This is a genomic window from Providencia sp. wls1914 (assembly GCF_009706645.1).
Lineage (GTDB): Bacteria > Pseudomonadota > Gammaproteobacteria > Enterobacterales > Enterobacteriaceae > Providencia > Providencia zhijiangensis.
In genome coordinates this window covers 500,282-515,532 of sequence record NZ_WLUN01000004.1, presented here as the reverse complement: position 1 = coordinate 515,532, position 15,251 = coordinate 500,282, and the positions used below count along the sequence as shown (strand labels likewise).

Annotated in this window: 12 protein-coding genes and 5 tRNA genes; 9 read left to right on the top strand and 8 right to left on the bottom strand. The window is 42.9% G+C overall.

The window, feature by feature from the left end:
* Window positions 1-99 precede the first annotated feature (99 nt).
* The 3 genes from GKR74_RS04545 to GKR74_RS04535 form a co-directional block, all read right to left on the bottom strand.
* A tRNA-Val gene (locus GKR74_RS04545) sits at window positions 100-175 on the bottom strand.
* 31 nt (window positions 176-206) lie between these two features.
* Window positions 207-282: transfer RNA gene (locus GKR74_RS04540), tRNA-Val, on the bottom strand.
* A 27-nt stretch (window positions 283-309) separates the two neighbouring features.
* Window positions 310-385: transfer RNA gene (locus tag GKR74_RS04535), tRNA-Val, on the bottom strand.
* Between the two features lie 356 nt (window positions 386-741).
* Here GKR74_RS04535 and gltX point away from each other — a divergent pair.
* The 4 genes from gltX (at window position 742) to GKR74_RS04515 (ending at window position 4,142) form a co-directional block, all read left to right on the top strand.
* Complete coding sequence (gltX, locus tag GKR74_RS04530) at window positions 742-2,163, top strand: glutamate--tRNA ligase (RefSeq protein WP_154602695.1); 1,422 nt, start codon at window positions 742-744, stop codon at window positions 2,161-2,163.
* 220 nt (window positions 2,164-2,383) lie between these two features.
* A tRNA-Ala gene (locus GKR74_RS04525) sits at window positions 2,384-2,459 on the top strand.
* Between the two features lie 48 nt (window positions 2,460-2,507).
* Window positions 2,508-2,583, top strand: a tRNA-Ala gene (locus GKR74_RS04520).
* A 212-nt stretch (window positions 2,584-2,795) separates the two neighbouring features.
* Complete coding sequence (locus tag GKR74_RS04515) at window positions 2,796-4,142, top strand: flavin monoamine oxidase family protein (RefSeq protein WP_154602694.1); 1,347 nt, start codon at window positions 2,796-2,798, stop codon at window positions 4,140-4,142.
* Between the two features lie 22 nt (window positions 4,143-4,164).
* On the opposite strand, the gene GKR74_RS04510 is transcribed toward GKR74_RS04515, so the two are convergent.
* The 4 genes from GKR74_RS04510 to zipA form a co-directional block, all read right to left on the bottom strand.
* The gene (locus GKR74_RS04510; RefSeq protein WP_132495526.1) at window positions 4,165-4,380 is read right to left on the bottom strand and encodes a DUF3820 family protein; all 216 of its coding nucleotides are present in this window, start codon (window positions 4,378-4,380) and stop codon (window positions 4,165-4,167) included.
* Between the two features lie 80 nt (window positions 4,381-4,460).
* Window positions 4,461-5,645 carry a NupC/NupG family nucleoside CNT transporter gene (locus tag GKR74_RS04505; RefSeq protein WP_036949543.1) on the bottom strand — a complete coding sequence of 395 codons (1,185 nt, stop codon included), beginning with the start codon at window positions 5,643-5,645 and terminating at the stop codon, window positions 4,461-4,463.
* Between the two features lie 242 nt (window positions 5,646-5,887).
* Window positions 5,888-7,924 carry an NAD-dependent DNA ligase LigA gene (gene ligA / locus GKR74_RS04500; protein ID WP_154602693.1) on the bottom strand — a complete coding sequence of 679 codons (2,037 nt, stop codon included), beginning with the start codon at window positions 7,922-7,924 and terminating at the stop codon, window positions 5,888-5,890.
* Window positions 7,925-7,969: 45 nt separating this feature from the next.
* Window positions 7,970-9,013, bottom strand: coding sequence for a cell division protein ZipA (gene zipA / locus GKR74_RS04495; RefSeq protein WP_154602692.1), 1,044 nt, complete (start codon window positions 9,011-9,013; stop codon window positions 7,970-7,972).
* Window positions 9,014-9,232: 219 nt separating this feature from the next.
* Here zipA and cysZ point away from each other — a divergent pair, with 219 nt between their 5' ends.
* From cysZ to crr, 5 genes are all read left to right on the top strand, one after another.
* Entirely contained in the window at window positions 9,233-9,997 is a 765-nt protein-coding gene (cysZ, locus tag GKR74_RS04490; RefSeq protein WP_154602691.1) for a sulfate transporter CysZ, read from the top strand.
* Window positions 9,998-10,252: 255 nt separating this feature from the next.
* Window positions 10,253-11,209: a cysteine synthase A gene (cysK, locus tag GKR74_RS04485; RefSeq protein WP_154602690.1), complete on the top strand. Its 957-nt coding sequence runs from the start codon at window positions 10,253-10,255 to the stop codon at window positions 11,207-11,209.
* 355 nt (window positions 11,210-11,564) lie between these two features.
* Entirely contained in the window at window positions 11,565-11,822 is a 258-nt protein-coding gene (gene ptsH / locus GKR74_RS04480; protein ID WP_006658608.1) for a phosphocarrier protein Hpr, read from the top strand.
* A 136-nt stretch (window positions 11,823-11,958) separates the two neighbouring features.
* Window positions 11,959-13,686, top strand: coding sequence for a phosphoenolpyruvate-protein phosphotransferase PtsI (gene ptsI, locus GKR74_RS04475; RefSeq protein ID WP_154602689.1), 1,728 nt, complete (start codon window positions 11,959-11,961; stop codon window positions 13,684-13,686).
* A gap of 48 nt (window positions 13,687-13,734) precedes the next feature.
* A complete protein-coding gene (gene crr / locus GKR74_RS04470; protein WP_154602688.1) occupies window positions 13,735-14,244 on the top strand; it encodes a PTS glucose transporter subunit IIA in 510 nt (169 codons plus the stop codon).
* A 109-nt stretch (window positions 14,245-14,353) separates the two neighbouring features.
* Here the strand turns inward: crr and cysM are convergent, their stop codons facing one another.
* Entirely contained in the window at window positions 14,354-15,238 is an 885-nt protein-coding gene (gene cysM, locus GKR74_RS04465) for a cysteine synthase CysM (RefSeq protein WP_336431292.1), read from the bottom strand.
* Window positions 15,239-15,251: the final 13 nt, after the last annotated feature.

Sequence of the window (15,251 nt, the reverse complement as noted above, 5' to 3'; positions counted from 1 at the left end):
TCGAACCTGCGACCAATTGATTAAAAGTCAACTGCTCTACCAACTGAGCTAACGACCCATCTATATTTCTGAATTGTTTTAATGCAAGAAAAGATGAAGTGGTGGGCGATAGCGGGCTCGAACCACTGACCCCCTCCTTGTAAGGGAGGTGCTCTACCAACTGAGCTAATCGCCCACTTCATAATAATCACATTGTCATAAATAATTGGTGGGCGATAGCGGGCTCGAACCACTGACCCCCTCCTTGTAAGGGAGGTGCTCTACCAACTGAGCTAATCGCCCAATCATTTATGTTTTCATCGTCAACGGTGGTGGGCGATAGCGGGCTCGAACCACTGACCCCCTCCTTGTAAGGGAGGTGCTCTACCAACTGAGCTAATCGCCCCGTCGTCGATGGAGGTGCATTATAGGGATACTGCGTTCTGAGTCAACGGTTTTTGAATAGATTTTTTCTGTTCGTTGCAAAAATAATCAAGATGTTTTAATTATCACCTAAGAAGTACCCTTTTTAATCAATTAACTACATTATCCTACTAAATTTTATTAGAAAAAAATCACTCAAAGCTCACCAGACTAAAAATTTTAGCGGTTATTTTCCCAATTTGATGATTTTCTTTATCTGTATAGAGATAAGCAGATTGAGGATTCACTACAGGGTGATAGAATAGAGGAACTTTTAGCAATGCTTACGATGATCATAAGCGCATTAAGAAACAACGTTTCGCAATTAAGGCAATCTCGATGAGTAAAATCAAAACCCGTTTTGCACCAAGCCCAACTGGCTACTTGCACGTTGGTGGTGCTCGTACCGCCCTGTATTCCTGGTTATATAGTCGCCACAATCAGGGCGAATTTGTCCTGCGTATTGAAGACACCGACTTAGAACGTTCAACTCAGGAAGCTATCGATGCCATTATGGACGGTATGAACTGGTTGAATTTAAATTGGGATGAAGGTCCTTACTATCAAACTAAGCGTTTCGATCGCTACAATGCCGTAATCGATACCATGTTAGAAGCAGGTACCGCTTACCGCTGCTACTGCTCTAAAGAGCGTTTAGAAGCTTTACGCGAAGAACAAATGGCAAAAGGCGAAAAACCTCGCTATGACGGTTGTTGCCGTGACCATGAACATAACCACACTGCGGCAGAACCGCATGTTGTTCGCTTCCGTAACCCGCAAGAAGGTTCCGTTATTTTCAATGACACCATCCGTGGTCCAATTGAATTTAGCAACCAAGAGCTAGATGACTTAATCATTCGTCGTACCGATGGTTCTCCAACGTATAACTTCTGTGTGGTGATTGATGACTGGGATATGGAAATTACCCACGTCATTCGTGGTGAAGACCATATCAATAACACCCCTCGCCAAATCAACATTCTCAAAGCATTAGGCGCGCCAGTTCCTGAATATGCTCACGTTTCTATGATTTTAGGTGATGATGGTAAAAAACTGTCTAAACGCCATGGTGCTGTTAGCGTTATGCAATACCGCGATGACGGCTACCTGCCACAAGCGCTATTAAACTATTTAGTGCGCTTAGGCTGGTCACACGGCGACCAAGAGATTTTCTCAATTGAAGAAATGAAAGAATATTTTTCTCTTGATGCTATCAGCAAATCAGCGAGTGCATTCAACACTGAAAAATTACAGTGGCTGAACCATCACTACATCAATACCCTGCCAGCTGAAGAAGTGGCTACCTACCTTGCATGGCATATCGAACAGCAAAATATCGATACCAGCACTGGCCCACAGTTAGTTGAGTTAATCAAATTACTGGGTGAGCGCTGTAAGACACTGAAAGAAATGGCGGAATCTTGCCACTACTTCTATCAGGACTTTGAAGAATTTGATGCTGATGCAGCGAAAAAACACTTACGTCCAGTTGCTCGCCAGCCATTAGAAGTCGTGAAAGACAAATTAATCGCTATTTCAGATTGGACGGCTGAAAATGTTCATCAAGCCATTGAAGCGACTGCGTCTGAGTTAGAAGTGGGTATGGGTAAAGTGGGTATGCCTCTGCGTGTAGCCGTAACTGGTGCAGGTCAATCTCCTGGGTTAGATGTTACCGTTCATGCTATCGGTCAGGCTCGCTCTGTCGCTCGTATCGAAAAAGCATTGGCGTTTATCGCAGAACGCGAAGCATCCGCACAATAATTTTCTAAATAAGAAGCCTCTACACAAGAAGTTTCTAAACAAGATGCCTCTCTATATACTGCCTCTTAACTTAAGGGGCAGTTTTTTTCAGCTCCCATATCAAATGGGAATTGATTGCAAAATGTTCTATATTTCAGCAATTAAACCCGAAAAACATATTAATATATTGACACTCCAACCGAGCTTGAATATGATGCCTCCCGTCCAAAAGATTTTGTTTGGGGCTATAGCTCAGCTGGGAGAGCGCTTGCATGGCATGCAAGAGGTCAGCGGTTCGATCCCGCTTAGCTCCACCATCTAAAAACCAGTTTAGATGCCTGAATTTCAATACAAAATATTCGTTTGGGGCTATAGCTCAGCTGGGAGAGCGCTTGCATGGCATGCAAGAGGTCAGCGGTTCGATCCCGCTTAGCTCCACCAAACTCTTTCTTATCTCCTTTTAATTCACTCTCTCCTTTTCCAAATCCTATTTGCAGTTTATCTTAATAATTTAACCTAACTCACTTTCCCCTACTGTACCGTCTATTCACATTTGATTTACTCATATATAATTAGCTTATAATTTTATTTAAATAGAATTATTCAGATGTGTCATCGCACATCGTCCGTATTCCATTTCAACTAGGTGAGTTATGCCACACATAGATGCCGATATCATTGTGATAGGAGCAGGCGTTTCAGGTTTATCAGTCGCAAATCAATTACAGTCGCAACCCCAAAACCCCCAACATAAAACAGTCCTTATCTTAGAAGCACGCGACAGGCTTGGCGGGCGCATTTATACGCAGGAAATTGATAACCAATTTTATGATTTAGGCGCTTCTTGGATCCACGGTATTACCGACAATCCAATCAGTGCAATCGCACAACAGCACCATATTCAAACTGTTGTTTTCAATTACCAAGATGCTATTTTCTATAAAAAAAATGGCTTGGTTTTATGTGAGAACGAAAAAGAGGCTTTTGAAGCAGGCCTTGATTATTTAATGGAACAGTTTGAGAACATTTCATCACCTTGCCAATTTAACAATGCAGCTGAAGCATTAAATAGCTGGTTGCAAAGCCCTGAATTCCACCATTTATTGACTGTCGATCACCATGCAAGTCAGTCGTTGTTTGAACAGCTACAAACAGGGTTACATGAATTTTTTGAAGCTATCGCTGAAGATCCCTGTGCTTGCACATTAGAGACATTATCCCCCTATTTTTTACAACTCGAAGGTTTTTGTGAAGGCGATGAAGTGATCTTCCCACGTGGATATTCCCAAATTATCGAAACGCTATCGAAAGGGCTGGATATTCGCCTTAACCACCCTGTTGAACATGTTCATTACTTAGATAATTATGTCACTGTCACCACGCTTGATGGACAACAGTTCAATGCCCATAAGGTCGTTGTGACTGTACCACTTGGGGTGTTGAAGAAAGATAAAATTCATTTCACGCCTGCCTTGCCTGAAAAAACGCAGGAAGCTATTAATCAGTTAGGTTTCGGTGTATTCAACAAATTATTTGTCACCTTTGAACAAGCTTTCTGGCGCAAAAATTCACTCAATAACGTCAATAGTATGTACATTCATGAGTCTGATTATTGGTTGAATTTTATGGATGTGAGCGCGATTTATCAAAAACCAACATTGCTGTTTTTATTTGGTGGGTTGTCCGCTAAATGGCTTGAAGAGTGTGATGAACACACCGCATGGCATGAACTGCAAGAATCGCTCAGTAAGGTATTTGATAATGTACCCGCACCTATACAGCTGATAAAAACCGAGTGGGAGAAAGATATTTACGCTTATGGTTCGTTTAGCTACCCCGCCCCTAACTATTCGGCTGATCAAATAGCCCAATTAAAACAGCCTATTAATAACAAAATTTTCTTTGCTGGGGAACATTTGGCGCTATTAGGAGCCGGTACCGTACATGGTGCTTACCTATCGGGTATAGAGGCGGCCAACAGCCTGCTTAACGCGCAATAATTATCGATTAAGCCTCTAACCCTTATTTTCGTTTTAGAGGCTTAACAATGCTATCTAGCCCTTCTATCTTCAGTCCGAGAGTCATCTCCATCAATTCCCCTAATCGCCCTGCTGGAAACTCCCCTTTTTTATAAAACCACAGTAGGTATTCCTCAGGAAGATCAATCAGGACACAACCTTTATATTTACCAAATGGCATGGATGTATTCGCGATATCGAGTAAGTCTTGTTTTTCCATTTATCCGCTCTTATTTTAGATATAAAAAAACGGCATTCATTGAATGCCGTTTCTCACTGTAACACTTTTTATCGTGATGACTACAGGATTAATCCAACCACCGCAGCAGATAAGAAGCTTACCAGCGTTGAACCGTACAGTAATTTCAGACCAAAACGTGCAACGGTATTACCTTGTTTTTCATCTAACCCTTTAATTGCACCAGCAATAATACCGATGGAAGAGAAGTTAGCGAATGACACTAAGAATACAGATAAGATACCCACAGAGCGGTCAGATAAACCCGATGCTACGGCTTTTAAGCCATCCATTGCCACGAATTCGTTGGTCACCATTTTCACTGCCATGATACCGCCAACTTGTAACGCTTCATTCGCAGGGATACCTAACATCCAAGCAAATGGATAGAACACATAGCCCAGCATAGTTTGGAAGCTAACATTGAAAATAGCAGAGCAGATTCCGTTAACCATCGCAATCAGGGCGATAAAACCAATCAGCATCGCAGAAACGATAATCGCAACTTTAAACCCAGCAAGAATATATTCACCCAGCATTTCGAAGAAGCTTTGACCTTCATGCAGGCTGCGCATTTGGATCTCTTTTTCCCCTTCTGGTGGGTACGGGTTGATCAGCGATAACACCACGAATGTACCAAACATGTTTAAGACCAAAGCGGCAACCACATATTTTGGATCTAACATGGTCATGTATGCACCCACGATGGACATTGAAACGGTAGACATCGCCGTTGCCGCCATGGTGTACATTCTTCTTTCTGACATGCTGCCTAATTGGTCTTTATAGGCAATAAAGTTTTCGGACTGACCCAACAGTAATGAACTTACTGCGTTGAATGACTCAAGTTTACCCATACCGTTTACTTTCGACAGCACCGTACCGATGATGCGGATAACAAAAGGCAGAACTTTAATATGTTGTAAAATACCAATCAGTGCAGAGATAAAGATAATTGGACATAACACTTGCAGGAAGAAGAATGCTAAGTTGCCTTCAATCATTCCGCCAAAAATAAATTTGGTCCCTTCTGCCGCATAACCCAATAAATGGGTAAATACGCCAGCAACACCAAGAACGAAAGACTCACCGATACCTGATTTTAAGAACAGGTAAGCGAGTGCAATTTGGATCACAAGTAATTGAATAACATAGCGAGGGCGGATCCCTCTACGGTTACTACTCGCTAGAATCGCGAGAGCGCCGATGATGACGATGGATAAAATAAAGTGCAGGATCGAGGTCATATTTGACTCCAACAAAGTTACGAATCAGTCTATGCGCATATTCTATGTAATAGACAACATTTAAATGAGATTAACGTCACATTAATATGAAAACTGACTCAGCCTATCTTTCAAAAGTCACGACCAGATCACGTTTCACGAGTAACACATTAATAACAACTGTAAAAATGTTAGCCAGAAAATAAGAAATGCCATTATCACAGTGGTCGATAATGGCATTGCGCATTAAATATAGGTCACGATTAGATATTCAGCAAACGAATTAACTCTTCTTCATCAATGACTTTTATACCCAATTCTGTCGCTTTCGCTAACTTTGAACCCGCCGCTTCACCGGCAATCACCAGGTCAGTTTTCTTCGATACACTGCCTGCGACTTTTGCGCCTAAGGCGACCAGTCTATCTTTAGCTTCATCGCGGGAAAGCGTTGACATCGACCCAGTCAGTACGACCGTTTTTCCAGCGAATGGACTATCAATGTCAGCACTGTTAATCACTTTCACTTCAGGCCAATGGATGTTCGCAATGGTCAATAAATCATGAATAACTTGGCGGTTGTGCTCTTCACGGAAGAAATGCACCACATGCTTCGCCACCACTTCACCAATATCTTGAACGGTTTTCAGTGATTCTTCATCCGCTGCCATCACCGCGTCTAATGATGCATAATGTGCCGCAAGGTTTGCCGCTGTCGCCTCACCCACTTCACGGATCCCTAATGCATAGATAAAGCGAGCCAGTGTCGTTTGTTTGGATTTTTCGAGCGCATCAATGAGTTTTTGCGCGGATTTTGGTCCCATTCTTTCTAGGCCAGTTAATTTACCCGCTGATAATTGGTAGAGCTGCGCCGCGTTTTTCACATATTCCGCATCGACCAACTGCTCAATAATTTTATCGCCCATCCCGTCGACATCCATCGCACGGCGAGAAACAAAGTGTTTCAGTGACTCTTTTAATTGGGCACCACAAGTTAATCCACCAGTGCAGCGAGCCACCGCTTCCCCTTCGATACGTTCAATATCTGAATTACATACAGGGCAATGGGTCGGGAATAGAATTTCACGACTATCTGCAGGGCGTTTGTCCAGCACGACACTCACGATTTGAGGAATAACATCCCCTGCACGGCGGATCACGACGGTATCCCCAATGCGAACGCCCAAACGGTCGATTTCATCCGCGTTATGGAGCGTGGCATTACTCACCACAACTCCCGCAACTTGCACTGGCTCTAAGCGAGCCACTGGTGTAATCGCCCCAGTACGCCCCACTTGGAATTCAACATCTTTCAGTAACGTGATTTGCTCTTGAGCAGGAAATTTAAACGCGGTTGCCCAGCGTGGTGCCCGGGAAACAAAACCTAATTCTTCTTGAGTGGCAATATCATTCACTTTAATCACGACACCATCGATATCAAAACCGAGTGTCGGGCGAATTTTTTCAACATGGTGATAGAAATCGAGGACTTGTTGGCAACCAACACGTAATTGCACATGCTCACTCACTGGCAGCCCCCACGCTTTGAATTGCATCAAGCGCTCATAATGGGTATCTGGCAATGTTTTACCTTCCACTAGCCCTACACCATAGCAATAGAAGGTTAATGGACGTTTAGCCGTAATACGTGGATCTAACTGGCGAAGGGAACCCGCTGCCGCATTACGTGGGTTAGCGAAAATCTTACCATCCGTTTTACGTGCTTCTTCGTTCATCGCCTCAAAGCCTTTTTGAGGCATAAAAACTTCACCACGAATTTCAACACGGGCAGGAATATTATCCCCGCGTAAACGTAGCGGAATTGCTTTGATCGTGCGTACGTTGGCCGTGATATTTTCGCCAACAGTTCCATCACCACGGGTTGCCGCTTGAACTAGCTCGCCATTTTCATACAGCAAACTGACGGCTAGACCATCTAATTTGAGTTCGCAGCAAAATGTTAATTCAGTGTGGTTATGCAGTCGGTCTTTCACGCGTTTATCAAATGCGAGATAGCTTTCTTCATCAAATACATTATCTAAAGAGAGCATGGGAATTTCATGGCGAACCGTATCGAATGCAGCTAATGGTGCTGCACCCACGCGCTGAGTTGGGGAGTCTGTGGTGATCAGTTCTGGATGCTGCGCTTCGAGGCTTTTAAGTTCCTGCATCAGCTTGTCATATTCCACATCGGGAATTTCTGGTGCATCCATAACATGATAGAGGTATTCGTGATGGCGCAATTGTTGTTTTAACGCGTCTATTTTTTGCGTGAGTGCGTCTGGGGTTTGTTTCGTCGTCATGTTTCACCAATAGATATAAAAAACCCCCTGAATCGGGGGTTTTAATTAACTTAATGTATTTCGAATTCTAGCATGATACACCTCTATTTTTTGAGGTGTCAGTATTTTTCGTTCATCATCCAACACAACACCACCTGCATCTGATGCAATACGTTGTGCCGCTTGGAGCATTAATTTAAAGTTCTGGCTAGCTTCACCATAAGACGGCACCATCATAAAGATAGAGACACCCGGCGTGGTGAAATCAGACATGGCTTCTGGATCAAATGACCCTGGTTTCACCATGTTTGCCAGACTAAATAATACTGGGCCCGATCCCGCTGGATGAACGTGACGGTGGAAGATATTCATGGCACCGAACTGGAAGCCAGCTTGAAGAATGCTTTGCAGTAATGCTTCACCATCAAGAACCTGTCCGTGGTGTGCTGCAACATGCAGTACCAGAACAATTTCTTTTTCGCTTGCAACTGCCGATTTTTCTGCTGGTGCACTTGGTGCTTCGTGCTCTACTTCGGTATGAGGCTGAGCCACAGGTTGTACTGCTTCTTGATGAGCAGAGACTTGTGGTACAGACTCTGGCTGTGCAGAAACATGAATCTTTGGCTCTGTATGAATGCGTACAGGTTCTGAAACATGTTCTTGTAAATCAGCTTCATCCACCATATTAATCGTCAATTGCTCAGGGGCATGGCGATTATCAACATGTGGAGCAAACACAGGCTCAGAAGCTGTTGGTTTAACTGGCTTTGAAGCAGGTTGTGGTGAGTGCTCCGCAGTTAAATTAAACTCAGGCTCAGCGTCACGTTGAATTGTATGGGGTTGAGAGACAGGCTCAGCGCGCGGCTCCTCTTTCACCATATAGATAGGCTGATCTTCAACAGCGGCTTTTTGTACCGGTTGATTTTCAGTAAACAGAGCAGAATCATCATATTCTGATGAATTTTCCTGCGTGTCATTCTTTCTACGTTTTACAGGTCTGTCGCGAAATAACTTAGAGCGCTCTTTACGGCTGGTCCATAAACCATGCAGTAATAAAGCGACAATGGCTATCGCACCTACGACCACTAATATTAGACGCAAATCCTGCATCGCTGCTATCTCTAGTTGATGAATAATGATGCCATCACGGCGGAAACTACCTTAAGATTATTTCTCAATTGCTCTAAGTGCAACCCTCAGAACGATTTTCTTACAAGAAAGAGAATATTCCGCCTTCGTTTGCTGCTTTTTTATACAAAATTATCACTAGTCAGTGTAATTTCATACCTATATGATACATGCTCACCCGCAAAGGAGATAATAAGAAGTATGACCCAATCGACATTTTCGCCACAAAAAAATCACTCTGGTTTTTATTACTTTTCACAAGGGTGGCGACTAATCACTCGTCCTGGCATTAAGCGCTTTGTTCTTTTACCCCTATTAGCAAACATTCTGCTTCTTGGGGGCGCTTTTTGGTGGTTATACAGTAAGCTTGGTGGATGGATTGATCAGGTTATGAGCTACATTCCTAGCTGGCTACAATGGCTTGACTATCTGATTTGGCCTGTCGCCGTCATTTCTATCTTACTGGTTTTTAGCTATTTTTTTAGCACGGTTGCCAATATCATCGCTGCACCGTTTAACGGCTGGCTATCAGAGCATTTAGAAGCAGAACTAACCGGTAAGCCCGCTCCAGATACGGGTATGGCAGAATTACTAAAAGATGTACCACGCATGATTAAACGGGAATTTGTGCGAATTGCTTACTATTTGCCGCGAGCCATCGTGTTATTGGTGCTGTTCTTCATTCCAGGTATTGGGCAAACTGTTGCGCCCGTTTTATGGTTCCTATTCGGCGCTTGGATGATGTCTATTCAATATTGCGATTACCCATTTGATAACCATCGCGTTGGGTTCAACGACATGAAACAAGCACTCTCAAAAGATCGAGTGAATAATATTCAATTTGGTGGTGCAGTCAGCTTATTAATGATGATCCCAATTTTAAACTTAGTCATCATGCCCGTTGCGGTTTGTGGCGCAACCTTAATGTGGGTTGATCGTTATCGCGCTCGTTACGCGCGCTATTAGTCCTTCTTGAAATTAACACTTTCTAGGGATATGCAGGTACCTATCTGCATATCCTTCTCTACGGCTTCTGCTCTCAATCCAGCCCAATACCAGACTTTTCTTCTTAGTTATAATAACGTGACTTTAAATAACCCACGGTTATATTCTAGCGTTAAATCATATTTGCAATAATCAGATGTTCGAGTATGTTGAATTCATATTCAATTTTGAAAACACACCTAATTCTTGGCTAACCGTTAATTTTAAGGATGTCCCATGAGCAAAATTTATGAAGATAATTCGTTGACCATTGGAAATACCCCATTAGTGCGTTTACAGCATTTTGGCAACGGTAATATTTTGGCAAAAGTGGAATCTCGTAACCCAAGCTTCAGTGTGAAATGCCGTGTGGGCGCGAACATGATTTGGGATGCTGAGAAAAAAGGCATCCTGACAAAAGATAAAGAACTGGTTGAACCAACAAGCGGAAATACAGGTATTGCCCTCGCCTACGTGGCTGCGGCTCGCGGTTATAAACTAACGCTAACCATGCCAGAAACCATGAGCGTAGAACGCCGTAAACTTCTAAAAGCCCTTGGTGCTAATTTAATCCTGACTGAAGGCGCCAAAGGTATGAAAGGCGCCATTGCTAAAGCGGAAGAAATCGTCAACAGCAACCCAAGTAAATATCTGCTATTACAGCAATTTAGTAACCCAGCCAACCCAGCTATTCACGAGAAAACGACTGGGCCTGAGATTTGGAATGATACCGATGGCAACATAGATGTCGTTGTTTCTGGCGTTGGAACTGGCGGGACAATCACAGGTATTGGCCGCTATTTAAAGCAGACAAAAGGGAAAAAAGACGTGGTGATGGTTGCCGTTGAACCCGCAACTTCGCCAGTGATCACTCAAGCCCTTGCAGGTGAAGAAATTAAGCCGGGCCCCCATAAAATCCAAGGTATCGGTGCTGGTTTTATCCCTGGCAACTTAGACCTTTCTATTATTGACAAAGTCCTGCAAATTACCGATGACGAAGCGATTTCAACCGCTCGTGAGCTAATGGAAAAAGAAGGTATTTTAGCAGGTATTTCATCCGGAGCAGCCATTGCAGCAGCCGCTAAACTTGCGGCACTACCTGAATATAGAGACAAAAATATTGTAGTCATTTTACCGTCTTCAGGTGAGCGTTACTTATCCACCGCACTGTTTGCGGATATTAATGCCGAATAATGATAGTTAGGTTAACATTACGTTAAAAAAGCACCAATTAGGTGCTTTTTTTGTGGGTGAGATCATAGATTAGCACGGATTGGGATGATTTATTATCCGGCATTTAGTATTAAACATAGTAATTATTTCACACCTCGAAATTAATCATTTTTTAGCCACTCACTGATTGAATGGCGAAATACTCACTAAAAGCGTCGTGTGAAATTTAAGCTAAATAAATGATAATTTGGTTGATACCAAACAAAGTAGAAAACCAAATGAATCGTTGATAATCTAAATTATACGCATGCTCAGCATATTTCATCTACAATAGGCTGTGTCATCATAAAAAACTTAAAATCACTGAGGAAATATTATGTTCCAGCAAGAAGTTACTATTACAGCACCTAACGGTTTACATACTCGTCCTGCGGCTCAATTCGTTAAAGAAGCAAAAGCATTTACTTCAGATATTACTCTGAGTTCAGGCGGCAAATCAGCTAGCGCAAAAAGCCTGTTCAAACTACAAACATTAGGTTTAACCCAAGGCACCGTAGTCACCATTTCTGCTGAAGGTGAAGATGAGCAACAAGCAGTTGAATTTTTAGTTAAACTGATGGGCGAATTAGAATAAATCTTCACTTTGCCATCTTGTTTTAACGTAATAATTCCCTGTCCCTGAATAGATTATTCGGGGACACCTGCTTAATCACTTATATCTACTGTTGTCTCTGCAACATCAAATCTCCTATCAGTAGTAAGGTAATATTATGATTTCAGGAATTTTAGTATCCCCAGGTTTTGCTTTTGGTCAGGCTCTCATCCTCAAAGAAGATCCTATTGTTGTCAGCACCCGTAAAATCACTGACGAGCAAGTTGATAAAGAGATCCAAAACTTCATTGATGGACGTAACAAATCAGCTGAGCAGCTTAGCCTTATCAAAGATAAAGCAGAAAAAAATCTTGGTGCGGAAAAAGCTGAGATTTTTGAAGGTCATATCATGCTGCTGGAAGATGAAGAATTAGAGCAAGAAATTGTCTCTCTCATCAAAGGCGATAAAAAAACCGCAGATGCGGCGGTTTATTCAGTCATTGAAGACCAAGCTCAAGCATTAGAAGCATTAGATGACGAATACCTGAAAGAGCGTGCCGCTGACGTACGCGACATTGGTAAACGCCTACTCAGAAATATTCTGAATATGCCGATTGTGGATTTAAGCGCAATAACCGAAGAAGTTATTCTAGTCGCCCCAGATTTGACCCCATCCGAAACCGCTCAGTTAAACTTAGACAAAGTATTAGGTTTTATCACTGACCTCGGTGGTCGTACTTCCCATACCTCTATCATGGCTCGTTCACTGGAAATTCCTGCGATTGTCGGTACCACCGACGCGACCAGCAAAGTGAAAAGCGGTGATTTTATTGTGTTAGATGGCGTGAACAACACCATTTACCTCAACCCATCTGAAAGCGAAATTGATAAGCTGAAAGCCTTCAGAAATGAATACCTGCAAGAAAAAGAAGAGCTGGCGAAATTAAAAGATTTACCGGCAATGACCTTAGACGGTCATCAAGTTGAAGTCTGTGCAAACATCGGTACTGTGCGTGATGTCGCGGGTGCTGAGCGTAATGGCGCAGAAGGTGTAGGTCTATACCGCACTGAATTCTTATTCATGGACAGAGACGCTCTGCCAACCGAAGAAGAGCAATTCCAAGCGTACAAAGCTGTAGCAGAAGCTATGGGCAGCCAAGCCGTGATTGTACGCACAATGGATATTGGTGGCGATAAAGACTTACCATACATGAACTTACCTAAGGAAGAGAACCCATTCCTTGGCTGGCGTGCAATTCGTATTTGTCTTGACCGCAAAGAAATTCTACACTCTCAATTAAGAGCTATTTTAAGGGCGTCTAAATTTGGTAAACTGCGTATCATGTTCCCGATGGTTATTTCTGTCGAAGAAGTTCGAGAACTGAAAGCAGAACTTGAGATGCTTAAAGAGCAGCTACGAGAAGAAGGCAAAGCCTTTGATGAGGCGATTGAAGTCGGTATTATGGTGGAAACACCCGCTGCCGCAGTCATTGCGCATCATTTGGCGAAGGAAGTTGATTTCTTTAGTATTGGGACGAATGATCTCACTCAATACACTTTAGCGGTTGACCGTGGTAATGAGCTGATTTCACACCTTTATAATCCGATGTCTCCAGCCGTCTTGAACTTGATTAAACAAGTGATTGACGCTTCTCACGCGGAAGGTAAATGGACGGGTATGTGTGGTGAATTAGCAGGTGATGAACGTGCGACCTTATTGCTGTTAGGCATGGGGCTGGACGAATTTAGTATGAGCGCAATCTCAATTCCTCGTATCAAAAAGCTCATTCGTAATGCGAATTTTGCGGATACTCAAGCGCTAGCGGAACAGGCACTTGCTCAACCAACAGCCGATGAATTGATGAAACTTGTCGATACCTTTATCCAAGAAAAAACGTTATGCTAACAGCAGCACATTAGTTCGGTCCCATATAAAACGATTAGGAGAAGGTCCATGGGTCTGTTTGACAAACTGAAATCACTAGTTTCGGAAGACAAGAGTAGCAGTGGCAATATTGAAATTATCGCGCCATTATCAGGCGAGATAGTCAATATTGAAGATGTACCAGACGTTGTGTTCGCAGAAAAAATTGTTGGTGATGGTATTGCTATCAAACCTACCGGAAACAAAATTGTCTCCCCTGTTGATGGTACTATCGGTAAAATTTTTGAAACTAACCATGCATTTTCTATTGAATCTGATGATGGTATCGAACTGTTTGTTCACTTCGGTATTGATACTGTTGAACTCAAAGGCGAAGGTTTTAAACGTATCGCTGAAGAAGGCCAATCAGTGAAAAAAGGCGACGTTGTCATTGAGTTTGACTTAGCCCTGTTAGAAGAAAAAGCCAAATCAACCTTAACACCGGTTGTTATTTCCAATATGGATGAAATTAAAGAACTGAATAAATTAAGCGGTACCGTGACTGTCGGTGAAACAGTCATTATGCGTATTAAGAAATAATTGCGCTAAACCTTCAAAAACCGCTTAATAACAAACCACCAGCGACATTTTTGCCCTGGTGGTTTTTTGTTGGGTTATCTTTTCTAAACGGTTATTTATCAAAAAACGTTTACTTATCAAAAACGCCTGTCGACAAATAGCGGTCACCACGATCACAAATAATCGCCACAATCACCGCATGAGGGTTCTCTTTTGCCACTCGCAACGCACCTGCAACTGCACCGCCTGAACTCACACCACAAAAAATACCTTCACGTTTTGCTAAAGCGCGCATCGTGTCTTCGGCTTCTTGCTGATTAATATCGAGCACAGTATCCACTAATTTGCTGTCAAAAATCCCTGGTAAATATTCAGGAGACCAACGACGAATACCTGGGATTTGGCTCTTTTCAGCGGGTTGTAAGCCCACAATTTCCACATCTTGTGATTGGCTCTTTAAGTAACGACTTACGCCAGTGATGGTGCCTGTCGTCCCCATACTGGACACAAAATGGGTAATTCGCTCGGCAGTTTGTTGCCAGATCTCGGGCCCTGTGGTTTTAAAATGGGCTAACGGGTTATCAGGGTTATTAAATTGGTCTAAAACTTTCCCTTCACCTCGGTTTGCCATCTCTTGAGCTAAGTCCCTCGCCCCTTCCATTCCTACTATCGTGCTCACTAAAATAAGTTCGGCACCATACGCTTGCATTGATGCTTTACGCTCTTGGCTCATGTTGTCCGGCATTAACAGCTTCAGTTTGTAGCCTTTCACCGCAGCAATCATCGCTAACGCGATCCCTGTATTGCCACTGGTTGCTTCAATAAGCGTATCTCCCGGTTTGATCTCCCCACGTTTTTCCGCTTCGTTGATCATCGAAAATGCCGCTCTATCTTTTACTGAGCCGGCAGGGTTATTTCCTTCAAGTTTTACCCAGATTTCCGCCTCTAGACCTTCCGTTAGCCTTTGCAAGCGAACCAACGGCGTATGACCAATAAACTGTTCCAACGTTGACACTGTGTTTTTCCTT